This is a genomic window from Gryllotalpicola protaetiae (genome assembly GCF_003627055.1).
Taxonomy (GTDB): domain Bacteria; phylum Actinomycetota; class Actinomycetes; order Actinomycetales; family Microbacteriaceae; genus Gryllotalpicola; species Gryllotalpicola protaetiae.
This window is the reverse complement of the sequence record NZ_CP032624.1, coordinates 2,110,999-2,134,120: the sequence shown is the minus strand read 5'-3', so window position 1 is coordinate 2,134,120 and position 23,122 is coordinate 2,110,999. Positions and strand designations below refer to the sequence as shown.

The window sequence follows — 23,122 nt, the reverse complement described above, 5'->3', positions numbered from 1 at the left end:
CGGCCAAGATCGACGCCCGGTCCGTCACCAGGAGAGTCCCCTGGTGACGGACCGGGCGTTCTCGGCATAGCGCGCGGATATCTCATGCTGGCTTGTGTTACGCAAGTCAGAGTCGTACTGTTCGTCGTGTGGAACAAGAACAGCTACGAGTTGTGCGGGATTCGGCCGCACTGTGGCGCGTGACTTTCGATGCCCCGCCGATCAACCTCATCGGTCCGCAGATGGTGCGGGAGATGAGGGCACTGCTTGAGGATCTGGAAAAAGATCGGTACGTTGCGGTGGTCGTGTTCGAGACCGCCAATCCGGATTTCTTTCTGGCGCACTGGGATATCGCCGCGGATCCAGCCTTGGTGGGCGATCTGCCGCCAGGCCCTACGGGCTACCACCCCTGGGTTGACATCCTGATCCGGCTGAGCCGCCTGCCGGCGGTCACGGTGAGCTCGATCAGAGGCCGGGCGCGTGGGGCCGGCAGCGAGTTCGTACTCGCGACGGACATCCGCTTCGCCAGCCGGGAGAAGGCGATCCTCGGGCAATTCGAGATCGGGACAGGCGCGGTCCCCGGCGGGGGACCCTCGTCGCGACTCCCCCGCCTCGTCGGGCGAGGGCGCGCCCTGGAGATCCTCGTGACCGGGGGCGACTTCGACGGCGAGATCGCGGAGCGGTACGGCTACGTGAACCGCTCCCTCCCGGATGAGGAACTCGACGGCTTCGTGAACGAGTTCGCCGAGCGGGTCTCGAAATTCGATGTACGCGCACTGCACGAGGTCAAGCAGTTTGTGAACGCTGTCTCACTCCCGCCCGATGACGAATTCCCGGCTCAGATGGATGCATTCTGGCGGTCGGTCTCCAGGCCCGAGACCCAAGCTCGAGCGGGAGAGCTTCTCGCCGACGGGCTGCAGGAGTACGGGCCGACCGAACTCAACCTCGGCGCGCGGCTGGCAGCTATCGCCCCGCCGCCGGCGGTAGGCAGGTAGCGCCCGCAACGACACGGATCACTGCGAAAACGGAACGCTTGTAGCTTTCACTAAGCAACTCAGCCTATTGTGGCGGCTATGAGTGAAATCACAACTCCGGCCGCGGATGCGTTTTGCTCGATCGAACGGACGCTTGGTGTGGTCGGTGAGCGCTGGACGTTCCTGATCCTGAGAGAGGCTCTCATCGAGGGGGCGACCCGGTTCAGCGAATTCAGCGACGCGCTGGGGATCGCCCCGAACATCTTGACGAGTCGGCTGGCGACCTTGACGGAGGCGGGCGTCTTGGAGAAGCGGGAGTACCGCGAGCCCGGCGGGCGACCTCGCATGAGCTATCACCCGACCGAAGCGGGCAAGCAGCTGCTCGTCGTGCTGGCGGCCTTGCAGCAGTGGGGCGACGACTACGTCCCGTATCCCGCGGGCGCGACCCAGCTGCGCGTCAGCGCTGACGGCCACCGCCCGGTGCGCGTGGGCTTCGTCGAGGATGTCAAGGCGCTGCGACCGGTGGACAACATCCAGTGGGTGCGCACCTCTACCTACCCGCAGTAGCCGCCCTTGGAGACGGGATTTGTGTCGCCCAGACGGCCTCGGGGCCGCGCTAGTGGGCGGTGCGTCTCGCGGGCCTGAGCCGATCCAGTACGCGAAGCACTGCTTCTAGATCGGCAGGCGATGCGCCGATCAGTTCTGCGGGCGGCTCGTCAAGGACCGCGTCGGCTCGCGCCGCCGCCGCGCGGCCCGAATCGGTCAATTCCACAATCTTGGCTCTGCGGTCGGTCGGGTGGGGCCGGCGCTCGAGCAGCCCCAGCTTCTCGAGGTCGTCGAGCATCAATGTGACGTACGGCTGGTCGGCGCTCAGGCGGTCCGCGAGTTCGCGCTGGGTCTGCGGACCTAGGGCGAGCCACCGTAGCGCGAGCACCCGCGTCCAACTGACCCCCAAGGCTTCAGCCGCCGCGACTTTGCGTTCACGGTCTAGTGCGAGCTCGGACATCGCTCGCCAGGCGCGCCGCGTCAGTGCAGCGTCGTCGTCGCCAGCCATTAGGCCTTTTGCCCGCGAGCGTTCAACCACGCGGCGAAGCTGCGCGCGACGATGCGCTCGTCGTGGACGCCCGCGGCCGCGGCGGAGGCGAGCCAGACGATCGGGGGCCCCATGATTGCCGGGTCCAACAGCCGAGCGCGTGCCTCCTCGTCAATTTCATCGGGCACCATGCCCGTCGCTGTCGCCCCTCCTGGCAAGAGGATGTTTGCCGTGAGTGGGGTGCCCTCAAGGTCGGCGGCCATCACTCTTGCGAGAGCTTCGACGGCCGCCCCGGACGGTCCATACGGGGCAAAGCCGCGGCGAGTCATTGTGGTCTCGCTCATCGAGACTGTGACTATCCTCCCGGAGCCGTCAGCGAGCATGCGTGGCACAACTGCCTGGCTGACCAAGAAGGTTCCGACGAGCTTCGTCGTGACCACCTCACGAAAACCGGTATCGGAGACCTTCCAGAACGGCTGCGGCTCGGTCATGAAGCGTGGGTTAACAAACCTCATTCCGATCCCGGCGTTGTTCACCAAGAGATCGATACCACCGAGGGTCTCGTAGACCGCATCGATGGCAGCCGACACCGACTCGACGTCCTGCACGTCCAGAGGCACGCCCACCGCTCCAGGGCCAAGCTCATCGGCGGCGGCACGAGCTCGTTGCTCGTAGCGGCTCGACACCGCCACACGAGCACCTGCATGTACCAAGGCGTGCGCCATCGCGCGACCAAGACCGCTCGACCCCCCAGTCACGAACGCACGTACGTTCTCGAGGTCGCCGGCAACACTGCTTGCGTTCATATATTTATTATATATGTATATCTATAGTCGGACACGAAAGCACAAGACAACCGACGGCCTGGGGGGGCGGCCTCGTCACAGAGAAGCGAGCACGCCAACACGAGGCGCGTGTTTCCGACCGTTGAAGCCCCGTCGGCGACCGGGCACAAGCGCGATCCAGGGCACAGAGTTCCTGCTGAATCAAGTGCCCAGCACTGTCGCGGCGCGCTCGTAACGCTGGAGTTCGTCGCTGAGCGAACCGGTCACGGCCCGCTCAGGAGACTGAGCGGTGGTGAGCATCCGAAACAGCAGCGCACGTGCGATGGCCGGGGCGGGGACGCCGAGCTGCTCAACGAGTGAGCGGTCTGCTCCGTGCCAGCACAACGCGTCGGCGACGATGACCCCCTCGGCATACGCGGTCGGGCGCCAATACGGCGAGACGTCAATGATCGCCGGGGCCAGACCCGGCTCGAGCAGGACGTTGAGCGTAAGATCCCCGTGCACGATCTGCGGCTCGCCGAGAGGCATCAGTAGAGGGCCGAGTCGCCGAGCGACATCTGCAAACTCGGGGCGCAGCTCCCCGTTCTGCTCGCCCCATGCCATCCGATCGGCAGCGGCCCAGCGATCCGTCCGGGTGGACAAGACAGACGGCCGCGACAAAGAACTGGTGCTCGCGTGGAATGCCCGTCCAGCTGCGAGAACCGTTGCCCATCCCATCGACGTCGACAGGTCAGGCGGGCTGCCAGGGAGCCAGGTGGTTGCTGACCAGCCGTCGACGCTCCATGTGCCGAAGCCTGACTGCAAGGGGGTGGCGAGGCGGAAACCCTGGGGACTGATCGTCGAAGCGACTGTCGCAAACCAGTCGTGAATCGCACCGCTCTCCGGCTTGAGAACGAGACCGCCTGAGAGCCATGAGGCGCCCTGACCGCCCGAAAGCAGCCGTGGTGGCTCCACAAGGCCGAACGCGTCCAACACTGAGCGCGGCGGCGAGGACGGCGGTACCTCAATCACTTCGTCCGGTGGGAGACTCTCGCCGTGCCTCATCTGCTTAGCCGACCGGGTGTGATGTACGGTTTCGACGCGGTACGACGTCCGTGCAACGAGGCACGATGCAGCACGACGTCGGTCTGTTCGGGCCATCGTGGGTCATCTCCGTCACGCTAGCTCGGAGAGATCGACATGCCGGATGCGGTCCGGGTCGTTGAGCGCGTCGATAGCGGTGATCCTGCCTTGCATCACGGTAAAGCTCATGATCGACCTGACCTCGCCGCCCACAACGACGACGACAGCGGGGCTACCGGTCGCGAGGACCGGTACCAGGACTGCGTCTGGCCGGGCGAACATCATGGCCCGTCGAGCAATCACGTTCGCGCCGCGTGTAACCCCCGAGGGGAGCGTCGGTCCTCCGTCTACGCGCATTACCGCCTCAGGGTCGAGGACCGCCAGAAGCGGCCCGATGTCGCCTCCGCGCGCGGCAGCGAAGAAGGCCTCGACGACCTCCCGCTGACGGCCACGATCGGAATCTGGGACGGTCGCCACCCGTACGCGGCGACGGGCTCGGCTTGCGAGCTGGCGTGTCGCATCCGGCGTTCGGTCGAGCAACGCGGCGAGCTCGTCGAAGGGGACAGCGAATACGTCGTGAAGCACAAAGGCAAGTCGCTCAGCCGGGGTCAACGTATCGAGGACGAGGAGCAGTGCAAGTCCCACAGAATCCGCGAGGACTGCCTCACCTTCAGGATCGCTCGCCGTCGCCCTTTGCAAGATCGGATCAGGAATGTGGGCGTCCAATGATTCTTCCCTCCGCGCTGCGCGCGAGCGCAGCATGTTCAGGCATATCCGAGCGGTCACGGTCGTGAGCCAGCCGGCTAAGTTGTCGATCGAGGCCACATCGGAGCTGTCGAGCCTGAGCCAAGTCTCCTGTACGGCATCGTCCGCGTCCGATGCGGTGCCGAGCATCCGATAGGCGATGCCGTGCAATCGTTTCCGGTGCTGTCTGAACTGGTCAGAGAGGAATGTCTCTGTCATCGGTCACATCTCCTTGCAATGGCGGGTCATACGTAATGACCCCCGGCAAACCGTGGGTGTGACGAAAACAAAAGGACGCGAATCTCATGGAACCCCGAATCAAGCATCCCGTGGCGACGTTGCCGGGTGCCCTCAAGGCGTTACAGGCGCTGTCAATGTCTGCCGAGAACGCCGGCCTCTCATCGCAGCTCAGAGAGCTTGTGAGCCTGCGCGCAAGCCAGGTCAATGGCTGCAGTTTCTGCGTACTTGACCACTCAACGAGGCTGAAGAACGCCGGTGAAAGCGATGACCGGATATTCGCTGTCGCCGCCTGGCGGGATGCACCGCATTTCACCGGTGCGGAGCGCGCTGCGCTCGCGCTCTCCGAGGCCGTCACGCGCCTCAGCGACCGCCCCGACCCCGTGCCTGACTCCATCTGGCAGGCGGCAGCCGACAATTTCACTGAGTCCGAGCTCGCCGGCCTCCTCGTCACCATTGCAAGCATCAACGTCTGGAACCGTCTCAACGTCGCAGTGCACCAAGTTGCCGGGACATGGTGATCGCCCGGAAACTCCCGAAGCCTCTGCCAACCTGATGCCACCCGAGTGTGCACGGCTATCCATGCTCCGTAGTCGTCTCTCGGCTGGGGCGTTGTCGCTGCACCCAGAAGTACTCGTCAGCGGCAACGACGGCGCCGAGGATCGCAGTCACGCTCACCGCGAGCGTAAGGCGGCTCGGTTTGGTGGATCCGAGAGCGGCGATGAGCAGGACAGGCAGCAGCAGGAATGCGCCAACGATGTGACCCGGGACCGAGCGCAGTCGCACTCCAACTGACGCCTTGAACGACAGCAGTCCGAGCAGATATAAGGCCGTCCCTCCGACCATGAGCAGGTCGAACATCGCGTCCGCGGGCTCCCGTGGTGCCTCTAGTGCGAGCTCCGACCCGTGCGTCGCGAAGACGAGCCCGACGACCAGGACCGCGTGAAGGTACGTGTACGACACCCGAGCGACGGGGCCCGTCACCGGGCGGGCCGAGATGAATCGACGCCCATATTCCTGACCGTGCGCGAAATAGAGGAACCACATTAGAACGGCACTGGCGAAAGCACAGAACGCGGCCGACACGACGCCGGCACCGGCGCGCTCTTCGCTGAGAGCTCGGCCGATGACCAGGATCGACTCGCCGAGGACGATGATGACGAAGAGGGCCGATCGCTCCGAGAAGTGACCGCCGCGGATCTTCCACGAATCCCATCCGGACCGCCCGCGGCCGGGGACCCAGAACAACGACGCGGGGCCGGTGTACTCGAGAAGTACCGCAAGCGCCCACAGGAGGAGGCGCCCGCGCTCGTCGGGCGCCAGCGCCCCAGAGATCCAGGCGACAGCGGCTGCCCCGCTCCAGGCGAGGATCCGCAGCTGTCCGCGCGCGATCTCAGGGGCCCTCCGCCGTGTCGCTGCGATCACCCCCACGGTGCGCACAGCCCCGAAGGCAAGATAGCCCGCGACGAACAGCGGCGCCTTCGAGTTGAATGCCTCGGGGATCGCTTCGCTGATGACCAGACCAATCGCGGTGAGGATGAGCAGCAGCCACAGGATCGGCCGCCGGTCGGGGTTCAGCCAGTTCGTCGCCCATGTGGTGTACACCCACACCCACCAGACCGCCAGGGTGATCACGAGCGCCTCGGCGAGGTGCTCTGGCATCGGGTGGGGGCCGAGGACGCCGGAGACCTGTGTGATGGCGAAGGCGAAAACGAGGTCGAAGAACAGCTCGACATACGTCACGCGCTCAGGGTCTGGCGTTCCCTCGCGAAGCGCATGGCGATCGCTCATGGGTTTCACGCCCGACGGCGTTGCGAGTACCTATTAATGGATACGAGGCCGAGCGCGGAGAAGACCACTGTCAGCGCGCAATAGGCGATGGCGACCGCCGGCGTTGTGAACGTGCTGGCCAGGAGGCCCGCGACGATAACGGGCAGCCCGAAGGTGAGATAGCTCACCACATACATCGCGGAGAACAGGCCGCTCCGGTGTCTAGCATCAGCGGTCTGCATGACAAGGCGAATGTACCCCCCGAAGCCGACGCCAACGCCGGCGCCCGCGACCACCGAGCCCGCGATGAAGAGGCCCAGATGCCCACTGAAGATCGCAATTGCGTCGATGACCGCCCCGGAGGCGAGGGCCGTTGCGGCCACTAATGCGCTGCGACGAGGCGCGAGGTTGCGCGAGACCACGACGGCCGTCGCACCGGATGCGGTCAGCAGCGCCACGATGCCGCCGTTGGCAAGCCCGCTGCTGACGCCAAAGGCGGTCCGGTCGATCTGCGGGAGCAGCCCGAGGACGAATGACGTCGTCAGCCACACGGCGACGTTCAGGAATGAGCTGGCGATGAATGCCGGCCTCGAGGCGCGGGGGATGGCGAGCCGAGGGACGATGCTCGCTGCCGCGCCACGGCTGTAGCCAACTGTTTCTGGCGACACGAGCACAAATGCTCCGCCGACGACAAGTGCGACGATCAGCCCGGCGAATACGTTGCGGATCGGTGTCTGCGTCGCCTGAATCACGATTCCGGCTGTGAGGGCACCAACGGTCAGGCCCGCCAGCGGGGTGACGCTTGCGACGGTTGCGCCGAGCTGTCGGTTGCTAGGGGGTGACAAGTCGGTGAGCGCGGCCGATACTGAGGCGGTGGCAACGCCGGTCGCGAAGCCTTGGAGGGCGCGAGCGAGGATCACCCATTCGACGTCTCCGGCCCACAGGAGGCCTGCGAGTGCGATCAGCTCCAGAGTGATCGCGCCGAGAAGAACGGGTCGGCGGCCCAGGTAGTCGGACAGCGAGCCCGCGAAGAGCAACGCGATCAGGAGCGTGAACGCGTAGACGGAGAACGCCAACGTGAGCAGCCATGAGCTGAAGTGCCACTCGGCCTGGTAGAGGACGTACAACGGCGACGGTGCCGCGGATGCCGCGACGAACGCGATCGATACCCATGACATGCCGACGAACGCCAGAGCGCGTCGCCCGCTCCTGTATTGCGCGGCCGGAGCCGGGTCTTCACGTCCTGTTGTGCCGGTCAAGGTCGAGTGGGAGCTCACGTTCTGGTCCTTCGAGGGTCGGTTGCGGGCGGGGCCTTTCGACCCCGCCCCGCTGTTACTGGATCTCCGCAAACGCCTTCTCGGCGACCTCGGCGATCTGGTCGCCGAGGTTGAGCTCGATGTCGCTGATCTGCTGGAGGCCCTGGGCGACCAGGGCATCCTTTACCGCCTGGAAGCGAGGCTGGGCGGCCGCTGCCCAGAACGCGTCAGACTGGGGCGGGAACAGGGCGTCCGCGGGCAGTGTGACCGCGTTGACGGCCGCCTTAATCTCGCGGATGACGCGGGGGTCCCACTTCGAGACGCGGGTCGCCCAGTCTGTGACGAACTGCGTGAACGACGCATCGGGAACGGCCCGGTTCACGTAGCCGTATCGCTCGGCGAGGTCCCCGTCGAAGTCCGACCCGCTCAGGAGGATCTCGAAGCTGCGGGCCCGGCCGACCAGTGGGCTGAGCCGGGCCTGCGCTCCCCCGCCCGGCAGGGCGCTGAAGCCGACCTCCATCTGGCCGAGGATCGCCTTCTCCCGGCTGGCGAAGCGGATGTCGGTGGCGAGTACGAACTCGCTCCCGGCGCCGCGAGCAATCCCACGGATGGCGCTGATCGTGACCGCCGGGATCTTGCTGAGGCGCACCAGGACGTCCGGCCAGGCCGCGAAGCCGGTGGGACTGGGCAGAGATTCGGCCTCGGCCGGGTTCGCCACGAGGTCGTAGTGGGCGAGGTAGTAGTCGGGGTTGTCGCTGTCGAAGACGACGACGTTCACGCCCGGGTCGGTCTCGAGTTCGGTCAGGAGCTCCTTGAGCTCGCGGATCATTGCGGGACCGATGACGTTCACCGGGGGGTTCGTGAATGTGACGCGCCAGAACGTGTCGGACTCAGCCGTGAGCCGGAACTGCTCGGGGCGGAAGGAGTTGAGGAATGACATGGGCACAGCCTAAATAGCTGACTATCAAAACGCAAGCTAGCGTAACAAAAGATTCTGGGCGCGCCGGCCTGACTTGCATTTCAATATCCACGATAGCGTCGGGATATGACGATCCACATCGACGAGCGGCTGGAGCCCGATGGCGCATGGCGCCACGAGGGATGCCCGATCGACGCGGCGGTGAGCGTCATCGGAACAAGGCCGACGATGCTGATCATCCGGGAGGCTCACTATGGGACGACCCGGTTCCACGATTTCGTCGGTCGAACAGGCCTCACCGGCTCGGTCGTGGCCTCACGCCTCCATGAGCTCGTCCAGGCCCAGATCCTGGCCACGAGGCCGTATCGGGAGCCCGGGAGCCGGGGGCGGGAGGAGTACGTGCTCACCGCCCGCGGCGAGGCGCTGCTGCCCGTGGTGCTCGCCCTGGCGGTATGGGGGTCCGAGCAGATGCTTGCCGGCCAGTGGCCTGTGACGGTCCTCGACGCCGGCACTGGCGCGGCGGTGGCTCTCGGGCTCGTGGAGCCGAACAGGGAGGTCTCGGGGGACTCCCCGCTGGTGTTCGCGCCTTCGCCAGCCGGGTCGGCGCTCTCTGGAGAAGAGACGCCGGCCCGGCACCGCGATGGCGCTTAGCTGCTAGTTGGCGCGAGTGGCCGCAAGCTCCGAGTAGAGATCCTCGATTCGGGCGGACAGCCCAGCCTTGACGTTGACGGTCAGCTCATCAGCAAGTACCTCGTACTCCTCAGCCTCGACGCCATCCAGCGCTGCCTTGACGACGTCGGCCGGGTCGTTCTTGGGGGCGTCGACGGCGGCGATCATCGGCGTGTCGATGTATCCGACGTGGAGTCCGGTCACATGGGTGCCCTGGCCGGCCAGCTCCAGGCGGAACGAGTTGGTCGCCGACCACAGTGCCGCCTTCGCCGCACTGTACGAGCCCGCCAGGCCGATCCAGCTCAGCACGGAATGAACGTCTAGGACAGCACCACCGCCGTTGCGCGCCAGCACCGGAGCGAAGCGGCGCACCACCTCGACGGGACCGAAGAAGTTGGTCTCGAACATCGCCCGAATCTCTTCCGTCGTAGAGGAGATGAGATGGTCCTCCAGGCGGTAGATCCCGGCGTTGTTCACCACGACGGTGGTGTCAGCTGCCTCGGCCGCTGCCGCGGCAATCGACTCGGAGTCAGTCACGTCCAACCTCAAGGCGACCACTCGCGGATCTCTCCACTCCTGCGGAGTCCGCGCGGTGGCATAGACCTTGGCAGCCCCTCGCTGCAGCGCTTGGGCGACGAACTCTCGCCCGAGGCCGCCATTCGCGCCGGTGACGAGAACGACGGCGTTGTTCAAAGAAACCATGATGCCTCTTTCAAATCGTGGGAGTGGGGTGCGCGGCCACCAGACACCGTGTTGCAGCCCTCATATGGCGGCGGCATCCGTCGCGGAGACCGGCAGTGCTACCCTAACTTGCAGAATGCTAGACAGGTTGTGCGGCGCCAGCGGCATCGGCGCACAGCAAGCCCGCTGAGGGCCGTAATTTGCCGAAAACGAAAGGGAATCTGCCATGTCGGCAACTGTGCTTCTGGTGCACGGCGCGTTCACGGACGGCGCCTCATGGAACAAGGTGATTGCGCATTTGCGCGACGAGGGAGTGGAGGCGCGGACTGTGGCGAACCCGCTGCGTGGTCTCAGCTCTGACGGCGAGTACGTCTCGAGCGTCGTCGCCCAAACGCCGGGAGACGTGGTGCTGGTCGGCCACAGCTATGGCGGCCCGGTCATCACCTACGCGGCGAGCGGCGCTGAGAACGTGAAGGCGCTGGTCTTCGTCGGGGCGTTCGGAATCGACAAGGGCGAGAGCGCTCAGAGCTCCAGCGCTGACTTCCCGGCCCCTCCGCTCACCGAGGCTCTTGCGCCCTGGACGGCGCCGGGCTCGGATCTCCCGGATCTGACGATCCAGGCCGAGCGCTACCGCGAGGTTTTTGCCGCCGACGTGACCGACGACGAGGCTGCGGCCGGAGCCGTGAACCAGCGTCCGGTATCGGCGCTCGGCCTCGGGGAGCCCCTGGCGGTCGAGCCCGCCTGGCGCAGACTCCCCTCCTGGTGGGTTCTCGGCACTGAGGACAAGGCGGCGGACCCGTCCTACCAGCGCGCCGCGGCAGCGAAGGTCGGCGCGAAGCTCACCGAGCTGGAGGGCGGATCCCACTCGATCGCCCTCTCACGCTCGCACGAGGTCGCCGCAGTGATCCTCGACGCAGTTCACGCGACGGTATAAGTCGCAATCCCTGGTGGGCCGCCCGCCGGCGGCCCACCGCCAGTCAGCGTCCAGAGGAACCGGGGCGCGTGAACGGAGACAGATGCCCGCCGCCATCATTGCCCTGGCGTTCAGCATGTTCACCATCGGCACCACCGAATTCGTAGTCGTGGGGATCCTGCCGGACATCTCCGGCAGCTTCCATGTGCCGATCGCGACAGCAGGACTGCTTGTGACGTCCTATGCGATCGGGATCGCCGTCGCCGGGCCGGTACTTGTGGCCGTGACCGGTCGCTTCGAGCGGAAACGACTCCTGCTGTTTTGGATGGGCATCTTCATCCTCGCTAATCTCGCGACCGCGTTCGCCCCGAGCTTCGGAATTCTGGTCATTGCGCGCGTGCTGGCCTCATTCAGCCACGCAAGCTTCGTTGCGACCGCCGTCGCGCTAGCTCTCGGGCTGGTCGACGAGAACCGCCGGGGAAAGGCCGTCGCCGTATTGTTCGGCGGCCTGACGGTGGCGCTCGTCGTCGGGGTGCCGCTGGGTGCACTCCTTGGCGACCATTGGGGATGGCGGAGCCCGTTTGTGGCGATCTCCGCCCTCGGGTTCCTCGCCCTCGTGCTCAACTGGGCACTGCTCAGGCCGGTACAGCCGGGACCCTCGGTGGGTCTGGGGAGGCAGTTGCGGCTTGCTGTCCGCCCCCGGCTGTTGGTTGCCCTTCTTGTGGCCGCGCTGGGCTTCGCCGCCAACCTGCTCGCATACACGTACATCAGCCCCCTTCTCATCCGCGTGACCGACGTCGCTCCGTCCGCCGTCAGCGCGGTGCTGATCGTCTTCGGGGCGGCCGCGGCCGCCGGCACCTTTGCCGCGGGGCCGATCGGAGACCGGTTCCCATCGTCCAGTCCGGCCGGTGGCCTGTTCGGGCTCGCTGCCGCGCTGATCCTCGTAGGCGCAGTGGCTCATTCGCTCGCGGGCACACTCGTCGCGCTGGTGCTCTGGGGAGCGGTCGGTTTCGGGATGGCGACATTCCTGCAACTGCTCGTCGTAGCCGCAGCCCCGGACATCCCTCAGATCGCGGCGTCGCTGACGGTTTCCGCGTTCAACGTCGGCATCGCCGCCGGCTCGTTCGGTGGAGGTCGTGTCGTCAACTGGTTCGGAGTCGGAGCGACGCCCTACTTCGGGGCCGTCGTGGCCGTGGCCGGCGGAGTCGTCGCTGCTCTGATCGCCTATCGCATTCGGCGCGACGGCCCCGCCCAGATGCATCCCGGGCAGGAGCCGGCACCAGACGAGGTCGACACGACTACGTGAAGAGGGCGCCCTCGAGGTTGCGCACGTCGCCGGCGAGAAGAGCCTTGACGTTTCGGCTCGGCTCGTCCGCGAGCACCTCGATCTCACCGTTCTGGACGCCGTCGTAGATCGCCCGGACGATGTCGGCCGCGGTCGCTTTCGGCACCGTCAGGTCGGCGGTCATGGGCGTGTCGGTGAAGCTGAGATGCGCACCCACTACCTGCGTGTTCTGTGCGGCGAGCTCCAGTCGGAGGGAGTTCGTGACGGACCAGAACGCCGCCTTCGATGGGTTGTATGCGCCACGGCGTGGAACCCAGCTCATCACGGAAAGCACATTGACCAGTGCGCCGCCTCCATGCGCCGCGAGCGCCGGGGCGAAGGCCTTCGTGACCGCAATCTGCCCGAAGACGTTCGTCTCGAAGATCGCGCGCGTCGTCTCGAGCTCGCTGTCCAGGAGCCCTTGGCGGGTGTTTCGGCCGGCGTTGTTGATCACGATGTCGACATCAGTGGCGATGGCAGCAGCCTTGTCGATTGATTCCTGCGATGTGACATCCAAGGAGAGCGGCACAACCCGCCCACTGGACCAAGGGCGGGGGGTCCGAGCGCTCGCGTATACCCGCTGAGCGCCGCGGCTCAGCGCCTGTTCTACGAACTCCGCCCCCAGCCCGCCGTTGGCCCCCGTGATTAGGACGACGGAGTTTTCAATGTTCACTGTTGCGTGCCTCAGTTTCTGTCGCGGCGCAGCGAGACCGCGCGCTCTCGTTGATTCCGGATCACGATGCCCGGCCGACCGGCGGTTCGCCGACGAATTGGTGGGACTCTTCTGCCAGTTCCGACCAATCCTCGGTGTCGGAGATCGCTACCCAGCGCCCCGGCCCGGGCTCGACGGCGGCCGCCGCTGTGGCAACGCCGCGTGTGATCAGGTCGGTTGCGCGGACGGTCGGCAGGTTTGCCAGAAGTGTTCCGTTGGCGTAGACGATGAAGGCGCGACCGTGGACGGACAGTCTTCCTCCGTCGCGAGCCACGTCGAGGTCAGGGTCGGTTTCCCGTTCCAGTGCGACGAGCTCGAATTGGTTGTCTTCGTACATTCGGGTTCTCCCCTTTCATTCACGCGCCGACGGTAGGAAGCAGCTGCTGGCCGCCGTCGATGTCGATCACCGCTCCGGTGATGGCGGTGTTCTCCATCAGGTGGATGGCGAGCGAGGCGACGTCGGTGGCCTGTACGACGCGCCGAATCGGCAGTGTGGAGCGCAGCTCCTGCCGCCTGACCTCAAGGTTCTCTCCCAGGAGCCGTGCGGACAGCGGCGTGTCGACGAACCCTGCGGCGATGAGGTTCATGCGCACGGGAGCGATTTCGAGCGCAAGGTTCGCCACGGCGGCACTTGTCGCGCCGATAGAGGCACCGATGGCGGTCAGTCCGGGGGCGGGATGCCGCGCCGCCGTCCCTCCCATGAAGAGCAGGGTGCCGCCTTCGGCCATGCGTGGCGCCGCGAGTTGTGCGAGGTTGATCATCAGCTCGAGCGCTCCTCCTACCGCGTGTGCAGCTTCGTGTGCGTCGAGGTCTGCGAGCAGGGCGTAGTACGGCGATCCGGCTCCGACGAAGACGTGCCCTATGGGTGCCTCCGCGGCGGCGAGGAAGGCTGCCAGCTCGTCGCGGTTCGTGACATCGAAGCGGCTGCCGGTGGTCCCGGGCAGGGAGCGCGTAGCTGCGTCGAGCCGCTTCTGGTCGCGGCCGGTGATCAGCACCGTGGCACCGGCCGCGTGCGCCTGCCGCGCAACCTCGTAGCCGATCCCCGACGTTCCCCCGAGCACGACGACGGTTTGGTTTCCTAGCCCGATGGCCATGGGCGCGATCCTTCTTATGTTGAGAGCGTCCCGTCGACGCCCCTGATGGTTACCGAGGTGATTCAGCGCAGCGTGGCGGTCACTGTGATGTCGCACGACAGCACGCGCGAGATCGCGCAGCCACGAGCTGACCGCTCCGCGAGCTCGGCGAAGTCCGCGTCGGTGGTGCTGGGAACGGTTGCCGTGACGGCGATGTGCGAGCCCTCGATCGTCGGCCGCCCGGCGGGCGTGATCCCATAACTCACCTCGACCACGGTGGCGATCGCCGAGGCCGCCAACCCTGCGCGATCGAGGTTGTTCGCCAGAGCCTGGTTGAAGCACGACGCATGAGCTGCGGCCAGGAGTTCTTCCGGCGCTACACCATGCTCGTCCGCGAACCGAGTCTGGTACGTGTACGGAACTTCGCTGAGCGCGTCGCTTTGCGTGGAAATGGTGCCGGCTCCGCCGCGCCACGTGCCAGCCCAATGTGACGTCCCGATAGCTTTCATCGTGCCTTCCTCTTCTAACTCAAGACGTTAGTCGACTGACTTGCATTACGAAAGTCAGATGTCGCGCTGTAGTCCGTTCAGCTGATTTGCGTCAGCTCTAGGGCAGTGCCTCGTAGGCGACGCGTGCGAGATCGGGCCACTCGTCATGCAGCTCGAATGAGACGAGTGCCCAGTCGCGGAATGGCTGGTGCCGCCGGGTTGGGTCCCATTCCTCTGCGGCCGGCGAGCTTGCAAGTTCGTGCATTCGCTGCGATCCGCGTCCGAGGCGGACCGCAAGCCGACGGTCGTAGAGCACCGCGAACATCTTTCGGCCGCTCAGCAGCGTCCTGCAGCCGAACATGCGCCCTTCCCGGATCGACATGTCGCTCAGCGACGCGGTGACGAGGTCGAATGCTTGATCGGCTGTCATGGGGGTCATGGGGGTCAGGGGTGCAGCTGCGACATCCAGTTCGCCGGGACGCGCCCGGCAGGGCCTGGAGTGGGCTGACTGAGGGGGTGGTGCTGGGGGTCGGCGAGCCTCGGGCCGTAGTCGTATTCCTCAGTGGTGTAGTTCCAGAACCAGTCCTCACCCGGCTCGAAGCTCTGGATTACCGGGTGGCCTGTGGACGCCGCGTGAGCGCTTGCGTGCTGTGAGGGCGAGTTGTCGCAGCAACCAACGTGCCCGCACGCGGCGCAGCGGCGAAGGTGGAGCCACCAGCCGCCGTTCTGCGTGCACTCGGCACAGCCGTCTCCGCTCGGAGGCACATGCGGGTTGATCCCACCATCGGTTTCCGTTGATTCGCCAGTCATCTGCGCTGCTCCTCCTCGTTCAGTGCGGCCAACCGCGTCAGTGCGCGGTGGGCTGAGGCGATAGCGCTAGCGCCTTCGCCGACTGCGGCCGCGACCCGCTTCATCGAGCCGTGCCGTAGATCGCCGACTGCGAAAACGGACGGAATGCTCGTCTCGAAAGGGAGAGGGCCCGACCCGAGGGCGCCCCAGACGCTCGGCAGTTCTTCGGCGGGGATCTGGCTGTCGGTGAGGACGAAACCGTCTTCATCCTTGGCGGCGCCCTCAATCCATTCCGTCGCTGGTACGGCCCCGATGAAGCAGAACAGTGCGCGGCTCTCGTGCGTGCGGCTATCGCCGTCGTCACGGCTGGTCAAGTCCACTGCCGCCAGGGAGCCTGTTCCGTGCAGCGCTGTCACTTCCGTTGACGTGTGCACCGCGATCCTGCTGTCGCTGAGGATCCGGTCGACGAGGTAGGCCGACATGCCGTCGCCGATGCGCGGCGCACGGATGACCAGATCGACTTCGCAGCCCCTCGAGGCGAGGAAAATTGCCGCCTGGCCGGCCGAGTTGGCGCCACCGACGACGGTCACAGGGCTTCCGTCCAGACGCCTGGTCTCGAGCTCCGTTGCGGCGTAATAGATGCCGGCCCCCTCGAACTCGGCCCAGCGTTCCAGCGGCAGTGTGCGGTAGCGGGCGCCGGACGCACAGATCACCACTCGAGCCTTGATCGTGTTGCCGTCGCCCAGTGTGACCCGGTGGCCAGTGGAGGTACTGCGCAGGGATTGCACTTCACAGGGGCTGAAGACACTCGCCCCGAACTTCAGCGCCTGCGTATGGGCCCGGCTCAACAGGTCTCCGCCGCTGAGCCCGGCGGGGAAGCCGAGATAGTTCTCAATCCGAGAGCTCGCGGCAGCCTGCCCACCGGGACCGACCGAGTCGAGGACCACGGTGGCAAGGCCCTCAGACGCGGCGTAGACGGCAGCCGCGAGGCCAGCCGGTCCCGCCCCCACGATCACCACGTCGGTACTCGTCGTTTCCTCGCCGAGTCGGTAGCTCAATCCAAGCCGCTCAGCCAGCATGCCCGGAGTAGCCCTGCGCAGCACCCCTGAGGCGGTGATGGCGACCGGAAGGTCCGCGACCTCCATCTCCTCGCGTCCAAGTGCTGCGCGCCCGTCTTCGGACTCGGCATCGAGCCAGCGGTGCGGCAGCTGTAGGCGAGCCGCATAGGTGCGAAGCGCGTGGGCCGCGGATGAGCGTTCGTCGCCGATCAGTTCGAGCGACCGCGCGGCGGTGGCCTTCAACTCGTTGCGGCGCTTCATGAAGGTATCCAGCAAGATCGCCGAAATCTCGGCATCCGTGGACATCAGCCGCCGAAGCTGCCGCCCGTCGATTCGATACACCGCACCCGCGGTGATGGCTCGCGCCGTGAGATAGACCGCCTGGCGGCTCAGCAGGCTCATCTCGCCCAGGATTCCGCCTTGCCGCTCGTGGGCGACGACCTCATCGGGGCCGCCGTCTCGCCCCACACGCACGACCTCGACCTCGCCGGAATCCACCAGGATCAGGTCGTAGTCGGGATCCCCTGGCGCGTACAGCACCTCCCCTGCGGCGACCTCGTGCGCGGTTCCATAGCCGCGAAGCCGTGCGAGCTGCTCCGCGGAGAAGCTCGCGGAGGTGTGCCCCGCAGCCAAGTCAGGCACCATGAGCCCCTTCATCTGCGCGCGCAGCGGGAACCGCTCGAGGGCCGGCAGGCAACACGAATCCGGCGGCGATTCCGCCAAGTACTGCGTTGCGGGTCTCGATGCCCGAGTCGTGCGGGATGCCGAGGACGGGCCGGCTCGCCTCATCGAGTCGGCGATAGTGCTCGTCCTCCAACTCCACCTCGAGCGCCGCCAGATACGAGTCCAGTTGTGCGAGAGTCCGAGGCCCGACGATCGCAACCAGCGCGGTTGCGGATCGCACGTTCCGGGCCCGAAGCCACGCGATGGCCAGCACCGCCGGCTCCAGCCCGGTCTCTGCGCTGAGGGCGAGCAGGGTGTCCACCACCGCGGTCTTCAGCTGCGTGTCTTCGCGCTGGATGATCGAGTTCAGCGTTGTCAGCCGTCCCTCTGGGCTGAGCCGGTACTTGCCCGTCAGGAGGCCGCCACCGAGCGGTGAATACAGGGCCGCGCCCAGTCCCAGAGACTCCGCCATCGGGATCAGATCCCGCTCGCCGTCGCGCGCGGCCAGGCTGTACTCGAACTGTGTTCCGATGATCGGGTTGCGCCCGAACGCGCGAGACGCCGTGACGGCTTCGGCGACCTGCCATGCAGGGAAGTTCGAGAGCCCGCCGTAGAGGATCTTGCCGGCCCGAACAAGGTCGTCAAGGCCTTCGACAACCTCGTCGATCGGGGTCACGAAGTCGGGGCTATGCACCCAATAGAGATCAAGGAAGTCGGTGCTCAGGCGCCGGAGTGTTGCCTCGAGCGACTGTTTCATCGCCTTCCGGCTGTTGCCCGTCTTGCCGACCCCGGTCTGGCCCGCGGTACCGAAGGTAAATTTGCTCGCCACGCCGAAGTGGTCACGGTCGTTTGCGAGGAAGTCGGCTAGGTAAAGTTCGGAGTCCCCCTGCTGGTAGGTGTCGGCGGTGTCGATGAATGTCCCGCCTGCCTTTCCGAAACGATCGAGGATTGCCAGTGACCCGGCCTTGTCCGTGCCGGTCGCCCACTTCGTGCCGAAGTTTGACGTTCCCAGACCGAGTTCCGAGACGCGGAGTCCAGATTTGCTGCCAAAAGTCGTGTACCGCACTAGCGATCCTCCCTTTCGATCGCGAACTGCGAGTCCAGCCCATCGCGCCGGCAAGGCGCAGCTCGCAAGCCCTAACTTGCAAAAGTATAGCCAGACGCAGCACTCCCCGCCACCCAGAGGCGGTTAAAAGCTCTTGCGGGGGGCGCCAGCGACTTTCGCCGGGCAACGTTAGCTTCTCTTCCGATAGTCAGCTGGCATAGGGTCAACGGTGGAACTTATCCGCTAGCGAGGTCGGAGCAATAGCCGTCATGCCCATGTGGACGATCTACCATTCGCCAGGATTCCTCGACGGCCAGGAAAAACGAGACCTGGCATCTCGTATCGCCGACCACTACGAGGCTGTGGGGCTCCCACGCTTTTATGTAGTGACCGTATTCCGCGAGACGTCGCCGGAAGACATGTATGTCGGCGGCGAGCCATCGTCCGCCGCGGTTCGGATTTCAGTCGATCACATTGCGCGTCATGCCTCGGACGCTGAGTCGCGCCGCAGGAACGCTGAGTGGATCAAGGGAATGATTGCGCCGACGCTCAACAACTATCCCGACGTGCACTGGGAGTTCCACGCCGACGAGACCAGCGAACAGTTGTGGATGATCAACGGGTTATTTCCGCCGCCGGGCGGTTCCACAGCCGAAGAAACGTGGGCGAAGGATGGATTCCCATCGGCTTACAGCTGACTCGCCGGCCGTATTCGGGCGGAGGCACCCATCAGTCGACCCGGGCAACGATCCGCCGAATCGTTGCCGGAGTCGTTGTCTTCGCGGCGACGGCCGCGACACGTGTTAGTGCCAGGAACGGGACTCTCGCTGAAAACGCTGTCCTGGCAGCGAGACGACCAAGCGATGTGCGCGGATCGGCAGCGACCGCCCAGCCGTCCATTGCGTACCGGCTGACAATGTCGACGCACGCCGCTTTCTCCCCGGGTGTCGGATTTGCCGATCCCGTCACGCAAATGAGGCCGCCGCGTAGCGCCGAGTCGCGGTCGCCCGTATCGAGGATGAAGATCCTCAACTCTCCGGGATCCGGCGCGGCGATGCTCACGACACAAGTCTCAGAGCGATGCGGCCGATCAGCCCGGACACAGTGTCCGGGTTGCCGACGGAAGCAGATTCTATCGAACGGCAGCCAGCGCCCGGTCGACGGCAACGAGAATTGACCCCCAAGGAAGTTCACGCCCGGGCCGCGTGCGGGGCTCGTGCAATGGCCACACCTCATCGCCATAAACGAGGTGTACGCCACCTCCACGCAATGCCGCGAGGTGCCCCTGCCACGCTGGGTGCCGAGCATGTGCGGCATTCACGCGCGGAAAGACGATCACCGGGACGACACCCATCGACTCGTTGACCGCCGTAAGCGCCTGGTTGTCTGCTATTCCGAGCGCCAGCTTCGCGACAGTATTCGCCGTCGCCGGGGCGACGACTACGACATCGGATGTCGGATGCGGGCTGGCATCCGTCGGCAACCTCGGGTTGCTGCGCACCGGCAAGCCCGTAATATCCGCAATCCGCTCGGCTTCGCCGGATTCGCGGAACCACGCGCCAGCCACCGGCGTCAGTGTGACCGCCACCCGATAGCCCTTGGCGAGTAGCGGTTGGACGAGTTTCGGCCGAAGTTCCTCAAGGCCCCCGGCGGCGCACCCCACCACCGCGACGACGGGCGAAGAGTCCGTCATGCCACGACTCGGCAACGCTCAGCCAGGCCCGACAGCAGTTCGCTCCGACCACGGTCACGTCGGTGCATCTCGCGTAAGGCTTCGCGAGCAAGCGGACTGTGCCGCACAATGCCCGGTGAGACCTGCTCGGCTGACAACAGCAGTTCTACCGCATCGCCGTCGCGCGCCGCGAGGCTCAGCCCGCGCGCCAGGTCGACCTGGAACGACGTCGCGCGCTCGGCTGGCATGTGATCCACATTCACCCGCGGGCCGTGCTCGACAAGGAACGCAACGTCACCGAGGTCCAGGGCAACCGCCATTCGATGAAGCACGACGTTCGTCGGCCCGAAGCCCGTGTGCCACAGGTTCGCGTCCCGGCCGAGCTTGCGTGCGGCGCGGGCAGCCTGATCGAGAAAGTCACTTGAAGCCGTCCTGTCGGCCCGTCGTGCTGCTGCAACAGCGAGCCGAAGTTGAAGCATCCCGCTCAGGCTGAGCGCCACGTCGTCGGATGCTTCGATCTGCGCTCGCATCCATTCAACGGCCGTCGTGCCCAACTCGATCGCCTCCGCATACCGCCCGAGACCGAGCAGAGCGTGAGTGCCAGCTCGAGCCGCAGATCCGAGGACTAGCGGATCACCGGACGCATCCGACGCCCGTAGCGCACGCTCGGCGGCGATCCATGCCAGGTCGGTCTCGCCAAACTTCATCAAAGTCGTCGTTGCCAGGTGATGGATGCGAGCGCTGATCGCGAAGTGTTGGCCTGCGTCGCCGGCCGTGTCTGCAGTGTCCTCCAGGGCCTGCGCCGTGAGGATCAGTCCAGGCAGAGCGGCGGTGACACGGCCGAGTCTTCCCGCTTGGTAGTCATCCCAAGCAAAGGTCGCGAGTCTCCGCGCGGAAGCGATATCGGGCGGTGACGATGCCGGATGCCGAAACAGAGTGCGCGACAGCAGACGCGGCGACATGAGCGCTTCCCGCACCGCGGGCACGTCGTCATCGTGTCGATCGTCTTCGGCGAGCGCCGGCTGCCCGATTAGGTCACCCAGCGTGACCCTGAGCTCTCGAGCCAGATCGACGAGCACGTCAACACGGCGAATCTCACGCTCGCCGCGCTCGATCTTGCTCAGCCAGTCCTCGGTGCGACCCACGAGGTTCGCCAACACCGACTGCGTCAGTCCGCGACGCGCACGGTAGTGCGCGATACGCTCCCCCGTCGTCAGCTGGTCGCCGAACCCGTGCATGGTGCCGAGTTTACGAACGTCGGATGCCGAATGGTGGAGGTTCTTCGCGGCGGTGGAAACTTGCATCGCAACGAGACGAGGCGGCGCGAACTGGTGACAGGCCTATGGTCTGCGGATGCCTTGACGATTGGCATCCATCACCGCACGGCGTTTCGCGCGCTCCTCCTCGAGGTCGTAGCGGCGGCACGCCGACGCGAAAACTGTCGCCGTCACCGCATCACCGCCTGGCAGCACGGTCTCGACGCGCACGAATCGGGCGTTCCATGCGACCGCCGTTGCTTCGACTTCAACCCAGACCGGCCCGTTGCACGTGAGGAACTCGAGCAGCACCCAGACCTTGACGTGCGAGACGTCGCGCAACGGCCCGGTAATTTGCTCGGGCAGTGAGACCGGTAGCGGACGAATCAGGCCGCGTATGATCGCCGCGTCGAGCCGCGACGGATATCGGGTCTGACCGCCCACGCTCAGGCATACGCAATGGAGTCGAGCACCCAGCCGCCGGCCGCGTAGTCACGCGTCAATTCAAAGACGGCGGCGTCGCTCTGATCTTCGGTCTGAGCTGCAACATGCCAGGATGCCACCCGCGTCTCGTCGCCCAGATAGTCAAAGCCATCAGGCTCGGCGGAGGTTACGACCCAGCGCTCGCCCCAGTAGAAACGCGACGGCCTGCCGGCATCGAGCAGAAGGCGAACCGGCTCGCCCACGTGGGCAATCATGGACATCAGGGGCACCTCCGAAGAGAACAGGTGTACGAATTTAAGTCGGAATTCGACGTCGTTAAGTTAGAACATGTGGCTCGCGTTCGCAAGTCACAATGGGGCTCAGGACCGAGCGGGACCCGTCCGACTCCGGCGATAGCCGGCACCGGGGTTCCACCCTGGCCCGCCCGTTTCCGGTCCTGTTGCGGCCCTACGCGCCTGCGCTTCAAGGATCCGAGCGCGCTCGCTTCGAAGGCGCTGCGTCTCCTCTTCGAGAAGCGCCGATGCTCGCCGATTCACCTCGGCCAAGACATCCGGATACGGCTTCTTGCCGAAGTGAATGCGGGCCGCGTTGTCCATCTGCACTTCCTCGCGCAACTCATCGCCTGCCCGGCTGGCCATGAACGCAGCGAAGCGCTCGGACTCCCGTTGCGCTCGCCTGTCGATCAACTCGATGAGTCGCTGCGCATCGCGCAGCGCGGCCTCGCTGGTTAACTCGGCAGGAGCATCCGTCGCAGCTCGATGGACCGCGAGCGACTCGGCCTTGAGCGCACGCACAACGGCATCTCGGCGGCGACTCACAAAGAAATCGAATGCGGCGACTTCGTTCGCCTCCACCTCCGCCCGGGTGCTGCGACGCAGCGGCCTCGGAGGAAGCCCCAGCTCGCGCCTCCGCTTCTCGCGGGCGCGGTACTCACGCTGATAGGCGGCGTACGCATCGCGGTCGGCCGAGCGCCGCCGCCGTTCCGACTCGCGCTTCTGCGCAGCGATCTTCTCCCGGTTCTCCGGGCGAGCTCGGTATTCGCGCTGGGCTTGTCGGCGCTGCTCGGCCTCCGCCGCATATCGCTCGCGATCGCGCGCTCTACGCGCTTCCCGATTCCGCTCCCGGCTCGCGGCCTTGATCTGCTTCACGCGATCCGGGTTGGCCTCGACCCAGGCTTTCGCTCTGGCCTTCGCCGGTTCTGGATCGTCGTGGTAATTCGCCCGCTTCTTGGCGTTGGCAAGATCTCGCGCGGCCAGCCGCGCCCGATGTCTCTGCTCGATTTCGCGGCGCCGGGCGGCGAGGTTCTCAGCGTTTTCGACTCGATTCCGCACCTTGCGTTCGATGACGTCTGGACGAAGGTTGTAATCGCGATTCTGCTGGAGTCGCTTCTCGCGATGCTCCGCGTTGTAACGGGCGATCCACGCCTTCCCCGCCGGACTGCGCCGCCAACGTTCCTTCGCCGCCCTCCTGCTCGCTCGCGCCGCCTCATCGCCTGCGTCCGATCGATCGCGTTCATCGCCAGAGTCTCCAGTTCTCACCGCGGCACCTCCGAAGATGCGTGGGGATTCTGCACATC

29 protein-coding genes are annotated in these 23,122 nt (G+C 65.9%); 7 read left to right on the top strand and 22 right to left on the bottom strand.

Going from position 1 to position 23,122, the window contains the following annotated elements; all coding sequences use genetic code 11:
* Nucleotides 1–179: 179 nt before the first annotated feature.
* Both D7I44_RS10455 and D7I44_RS10450 read left to right on the top strand, forming a co-directional pair.
* Nucleotides 180–974 carry an enoyl-CoA hydratase/isomerase family protein gene (locus D7I44_RS10455; RefSeq protein ID WP_220093759.1) on the top strand — a complete coding sequence of 265 codons (795 nt, stop codon included), beginning with the start codon at nucleotides 180–182 and terminating at the stop codon, nucleotides 972–974.
* 78 nt (nucleotides 975–1,052) lie between these two features.
* Nucleotides 1,053–1,520 carry a winged helix-turn-helix transcriptional regulator gene (locus D7I44_RS10450; RefSeq protein WP_120790897.1) on the top strand — a complete coding sequence of 156 codons (468 nt, stop codon included), beginning with the start codon at nucleotides 1,053–1,055 and terminating at the stop codon, nucleotides 1,518–1,520.
* A 49-nt stretch (nucleotides 1,521–1,569) separates the two neighbouring features.
* On the opposite strand, the gene D7I44_RS10445 is transcribed toward D7I44_RS10450, so the two are convergent.
* The 4 genes from D7I44_RS10445 to D7I44_RS10430 form a co-directional block, all read right to left on the bottom strand.
* Nucleotides 1,570–2,037 (bottom strand): MarR family winged helix-turn-helix transcriptional regulator, encoded by a 468-nt coding sequence (locus D7I44_RS10445; RefSeq protein ID WP_220093758.1) that lies wholly within the window; start codon nucleotides 2,035–2,037, stop codon nucleotides 1,570–1,572.
* Nucleotides 2,007–2,792 carry an SDR family NAD(P)-dependent oxidoreductase gene (locus D7I44_RS10440; protein WP_120789446.1) on the bottom strand — a complete coding sequence of 262 codons (786 nt, stop codon included), beginning with the start codon at nucleotides 2,790–2,792 and terminating at the stop codon, nucleotides 2,007–2,009. Before D7I44_RS10440 ends, D7I44_RS10445 begins: the two co-directional genes overlap by 31 nt.
* A 180-nt stretch (nucleotides 2,793–2,972) precedes the next feature.
* Nucleotides 2,973–3,815 (bottom strand): phosphotransferase, encoded by an 843-nt coding sequence (locus D7I44_RS18685; RefSeq protein ID WP_162940208.1) that lies wholly within the window; start codon nucleotides 3,813–3,815, stop codon nucleotides 2,973–2,975.
* 111 nt (nucleotides 3,816–3,926) lie between these two features.
* A complete protein-coding gene (locus D7I44_RS10430) occupies nucleotides 3,927–4,796 on the bottom strand; it encodes a sigma-70 family RNA polymerase sigma factor (protein WP_120789444.1) in 870 nt (289 codons plus the stop codon).
* An 86-nt stretch (nucleotides 4,797–4,882) separates the two neighbouring features.
* Between D7I44_RS10430 and D7I44_RS10425 the strand changes: the two genes are divergently transcribed.
* Nucleotides 4,883–5,335, top strand: a complete 453-nt coding sequence (locus tag D7I44_RS10425) for a carboxymuconolactone decarboxylase family protein (protein ID WP_120789443.1) — start codon at nucleotides 4,883–4,885, stop codon at nucleotides 5,333–5,335.
* Nucleotides 5,336–5,390: 55 nt separating this feature from the next.
* Here the strand turns inward: D7I44_RS10425 and D7I44_RS10420 are convergent, their stop codons facing one another.
* From D7I44_RS10420 to D7I44_RS10410, 3 genes are read right to left on the bottom strand one after another with little or no spacing between them, the layout of a single operon-like run.
* Complete coding sequence (locus D7I44_RS10420) at nucleotides 5,391–6,605, bottom strand: low temperature requirement protein A (RefSeq protein WP_120789442.1); 1,215 nt, start codon at nucleotides 6,603–6,605, stop codon at nucleotides 5,391–5,393.
* 5 nt (nucleotides 6,606–6,610) lie between these two features.
* A complete protein-coding gene (locus D7I44_RS10415; RefSeq protein WP_162940207.1) occupies nucleotides 6,611–7,861 on the bottom strand; it encodes an MFS transporter in 1,251 nt (416 codons plus the stop codon).
* Between the two features lie 55 nt (nucleotides 7,862–7,916).
* Complete coding sequence (locus tag D7I44_RS10410; protein WP_120789440.1) at nucleotides 7,917–8,780, bottom strand: enoyl-CoA hydratase/isomerase family protein; 864 nt, start codon at nucleotides 8,778–8,780, stop codon at nucleotides 7,917–7,919.
* Between the two features lie 105 nt (nucleotides 8,781–8,885).
* Between D7I44_RS10410 and D7I44_RS10405 the strand changes: the two genes are divergently transcribed.
* Nucleotides 8,886–9,410 (top strand): winged helix-turn-helix transcriptional regulator, encoded by a 525-nt coding sequence (locus D7I44_RS10405; protein WP_120789439.1) that lies wholly within the window; start codon nucleotides 8,886–8,888, stop codon nucleotides 9,408–9,410.
* A gap of 3 nt (nucleotides 9,411–9,413) precedes the next feature.
* Here D7I44_RS10405 and D7I44_RS10400 read toward each other — a convergent pair whose 3' ends face one another.
* Nucleotides 9,414–10,130 (bottom strand): SDR family oxidoreductase, encoded by a 717-nt coding sequence (locus D7I44_RS10400; protein WP_120789438.1) that lies wholly within the window; start codon nucleotides 10,128–10,130, stop codon nucleotides 9,414–9,416.
* 205 nt (nucleotides 10,131–10,335) lie between these two features.
* Here D7I44_RS10400 and D7I44_RS10395 point away from each other — a divergent pair, with 205 nt between their 5' ends.
* Both D7I44_RS10395 and D7I44_RS10390 read left to right on the top strand, forming a co-directional pair.
* Nucleotides 10,336–11,043 (top strand): alpha/beta fold hydrolase, encoded by a 708-nt coding sequence (locus D7I44_RS10395; protein ID WP_120789437.1) that lies wholly within the window; start codon nucleotides 10,336–10,338, stop codon nucleotides 11,041–11,043.
* Between the two features lie 82 nt (nucleotides 11,044–11,125).
* Nucleotides 11,126–12,328 (top strand): MFS transporter, encoded by a 1,203-nt coding sequence (locus D7I44_RS10390; protein ID WP_120789436.1) that lies wholly within the window; start codon nucleotides 11,126–11,128, stop codon nucleotides 12,326–12,328.
* Here the strand turns inward: D7I44_RS10390 and D7I44_RS10385 are convergent.
* From D7I44_RS10385 to D7I44_RS10350, 8 genes are all read right to left on the bottom strand, one after another.
* Nucleotides 12,321–13,019, bottom strand: a complete 699-nt coding sequence (locus D7I44_RS10385) for an SDR family oxidoreductase (protein WP_120789435.1) — start codon at nucleotides 13,017–13,019, stop codon at nucleotides 12,321–12,323. The genes D7I44_RS10390 and D7I44_RS10385 overlap by 8 nt on opposite strands.
* 61 nt (nucleotides 13,020–13,080) lie before the next feature.
* Complete coding sequence (locus tag D7I44_RS10380; protein WP_120789434.1) at nucleotides 13,081–13,395, bottom strand: hypothetical protein; 315 nt, start codon at nucleotides 13,393–13,395, stop codon at nucleotides 13,081–13,083.
* Nucleotides 13,396–13,414: 19 nt separating this feature from the next.
* Nucleotides 13,415–14,152: an SDR family NAD(P)-dependent oxidoreductase gene (locus tag D7I44_RS10375; RefSeq protein ID WP_120789433.1), complete on the bottom strand. Its 738-nt coding sequence runs from the start codon at nucleotides 14,150–14,152 to the stop codon at nucleotides 13,415–13,417.
* Between the two features lie 62 nt (nucleotides 14,153–14,214).
* Nucleotides 14,215–14,640 (bottom strand): OsmC family peroxiredoxin, encoded by a 426-nt coding sequence (locus tag D7I44_RS10370; RefSeq protein WP_120789432.1) that lies wholly within the window; start codon nucleotides 14,638–14,640, stop codon nucleotides 14,215–14,217.
* A 97-nt stretch (nucleotides 14,641–14,737) separates the two neighbouring features.
* Nucleotides 14,738–15,058: a hypothetical protein gene (locus D7I44_RS10365; protein ID WP_162940206.1), complete on the bottom strand. Its 321-nt coding sequence runs from the start codon at nucleotides 15,056–15,058 to the stop codon at nucleotides 14,738–14,740.
* Nucleotides 15,059–15,063: 5 nt separating this feature from the next.
* Nucleotides 15,064–15,429, bottom strand: a complete 366-nt coding sequence (locus tag D7I44_RS10360) for a UBP-type zinc finger domain-containing protein (protein WP_120789430.1) — start codon at nucleotides 15,427–15,429, stop codon at nucleotides 15,064–15,066.
* Nucleotides 15,426–17,108 carry an FAD-dependent oxidoreductase gene (locus D7I44_RS10355; protein WP_245979529.1) on the bottom strand — a complete coding sequence of 561 codons (1,683 nt, stop codon included), beginning with the start codon at nucleotides 17,106–17,108 and terminating at the stop codon, nucleotides 15,426–15,428. Before D7I44_RS10355 ends, D7I44_RS10360 begins: the two co-directional genes overlap by 4 nt.
* Nucleotides 17,101–18,195 (bottom strand): aldo/keto reductase, encoded by a 1,095-nt coding sequence (locus tag D7I44_RS10350; protein WP_120789428.1) that lies wholly within the window; start codon nucleotides 18,193–18,195, stop codon nucleotides 17,101–17,103. The genes D7I44_RS10355 and D7I44_RS10350 overlap by 8 nt, the downstream gene beginning before the upstream one ends.
* 254 nt (nucleotides 18,196–18,449) lie before the next feature.
* Between D7I44_RS10350 and D7I44_RS10345 the strand changes: the two genes are divergently transcribed.
* On the top strand, nucleotides 18,450–18,872 hold the full coding sequence (locus tag D7I44_RS10345; protein WP_220093756.1) for a tautomerase family protein: 423 nt from the start codon (nucleotides 18,450–18,452) through the stop codon (nucleotides 18,870–18,872).
* A gap of 31 nt (nucleotides 18,873–18,903) precedes the next feature.
* Here the strand turns inward: D7I44_RS10345 and D7I44_RS18190 are convergent, their stop codons facing one another.
* From D7I44_RS18190 to D7I44_RS18185, 6 genes are all read right to left on the bottom strand, one after another.
* Nucleotides 18,904–19,236: a hypothetical protein gene (locus tag D7I44_RS18190; RefSeq protein WP_162940205.1), complete on the bottom strand. Its 333-nt coding sequence runs from the start codon at nucleotides 19,234–19,236 to the stop codon at nucleotides 18,904–18,906.
* A 70-nt stretch (nucleotides 19,237–19,306) separates the two neighbouring features.
* Nucleotides 19,307–19,867 (bottom strand): flavoprotein, encoded by a 561-nt coding sequence (locus tag D7I44_RS10340; protein WP_120789426.1) that lies wholly within the window; start codon nucleotides 19,865–19,867, stop codon nucleotides 19,307–19,309.
* A complete protein-coding gene (locus D7I44_RS10335) occupies nucleotides 19,864–21,150 on the bottom strand; it encodes a helix-turn-helix domain-containing protein (RefSeq protein ID WP_220093755.1) in 1,287 nt (428 codons plus the stop codon). Before D7I44_RS10335 ends, D7I44_RS10340 begins: the two co-directional genes overlap by 4 nt.
* A 36-nt stretch (nucleotides 21,151–21,186) precedes the next feature.
* On the bottom strand, nucleotides 21,187–21,546 hold the full coding sequence (locus D7I44_RS10330; protein ID WP_162940204.1) for a hypothetical protein: 360 nt from the start codon (nucleotides 21,544–21,546) through the stop codon (nucleotides 21,187–21,189).
* A gap of 2 nt (nucleotides 21,547–21,548) precedes the next feature.
* The gene (locus D7I44_RS10325) at nucleotides 21,549–21,806 is read right to left on the bottom strand and encodes a hypothetical protein (protein ID WP_162940203.1); all 258 of its coding nucleotides are present in this window, start codon (nucleotides 21,804–21,806) and stop codon (nucleotides 21,549–21,551) included.
* Between the two features lie 99 nt (nucleotides 21,807–21,905).
* Entirely contained in the window at nucleotides 21,906–23,084 is a 1,179-nt protein-coding gene (locus D7I44_RS18185) for a hypothetical protein (RefSeq protein WP_162940202.1), read from the bottom strand.
* Nucleotides 23,085–23,122 lie beyond the last annotated feature (38 nt).

Coding starts and splice junctions, on each gene's coding strand:
- D7I44_RS10450 (WP_120790897.1), top strand. CDS start 1,053: ATGAGTGAAATCACAACTCCGGCCGCGGATGCGTTTTGCTCGATCGAA.
- D7I44_RS10440 (WP_120789446.1), bottom strand. CDS start 2,792: ATGAACGCAAGCAGTGTTGCCGGCGACCTCGAGAACGTACGTGCGTTC.
- D7I44_RS18685 (WP_162940208.1), bottom strand. CDS start 3,815: ATGAGGCACGGCGAGAGTCTCCCACCGGACGAAGTGATTGAGGTACCG.
- D7I44_RS10430 (WP_120789444.1), bottom strand. CDS start 4,796: ATGACAGAGACATTCCTCTCTGACCAGTTCAGACAGCACCGGAAACGA.
- D7I44_RS10425 (WP_120789443.1), top strand. CDS start 4,883: ATGGAACCCCGAATCAAGCATCCCGTGGCGACGTTGCCGGGTGCCCTC.
- D7I44_RS10420 (WP_120789442.1), bottom strand. CDS start 6,605: ATGAGCGATCGCCATGCGCTTCGCGAGGGAACGCCAGACCCTGAGCGC.
- D7I44_RS10410 (WP_120789440.1), bottom strand. CDS start 8,780: ATGTCATTCCTCAACTCCTTCCGCCCCGAGCAGTTCCGGCTCACGGCT.
- D7I44_RS10405 (WP_120789439.1), top strand. CDS start 8,886: ATGACGATCCACATCGACGAGCGGCTGGAGCCCGATGGCGCATGGCGC.
- D7I44_RS10400 (WP_120789438.1), bottom strand. CDS start 10,130: ATGGTTTCTTTGAACAACGCCGTCGTTCTCGTCACCGGCGCGAATGGC.
- D7I44_RS10395 (WP_120789437.1), top strand. CDS start 10,336: ATGTCGGCAACTGTGCTTCTGGTGCACGGCGCGTTCACGGACGGCGCC.
- D7I44_RS10390 (WP_120789436.1), top strand. CDS start 11,126: ATGCCCGCCGCCATCATTGCCCTGGCGTTCAGCATGTTCACCATCGGC.
- D7I44_RS10380 (WP_120789434.1), bottom strand. CDS start 13,395: ATGTACGAAGACAACCAATTCGAGCTCGTCGCACTGGAACGGGAAACC.
- D7I44_RS10375 (WP_120789433.1), bottom strand. CDS start 14,152: ATGGCCATCGGGCTAGGAAACCAAACCGTCGTCGTGCTCGGGGGAACG.
- D7I44_RS10370 (WP_120789432.1), bottom strand. CDS start 14,640: ATGAAAGCTATCGGGACGTCACATTGGGCTGGCACGTGGCGCGGCGGA.
- D7I44_RS10365 (WP_162940206.1), bottom strand. CDS start 15,058: ATGACCCCCATGACAGCCGATCAAGCATTCGACCTCGTCACCGCGTCG.
- D7I44_RS10360 (WP_120789430.1), bottom strand. CDS start 15,429: ATGACTGGCGAATCAACGGAAACCGATGGTGGGATCAACCCGCATGTG.
- D7I44_RS10345 (WP_220093756.1), top strand. CDS start 18,450: ATGTGGACGATCTACCATTCGCCAGGATTCCTCGACGGCCAGGAAAAA.
- D7I44_RS10340 (WP_120789426.1), bottom strand. CDS start 19,867: ATGACGGACTCTTCGCCCGTCGTCGCGGTGGTGGGGTGCGCCGCCGGG.
- D7I44_RS10335 (WP_220093755.1), bottom strand. CDS start 21,150: ATGCAAGTTTCCACCGCCGCGAAGAACCTCCACCATTCGGCATCCGAC.
- D7I44_RS10325 (WP_162940203.1), bottom strand. CDS start 21,806: ATGTCCATGATTGCCCACGTGGGCGAGCCGGTTCGCCTTCTGCTCGAT.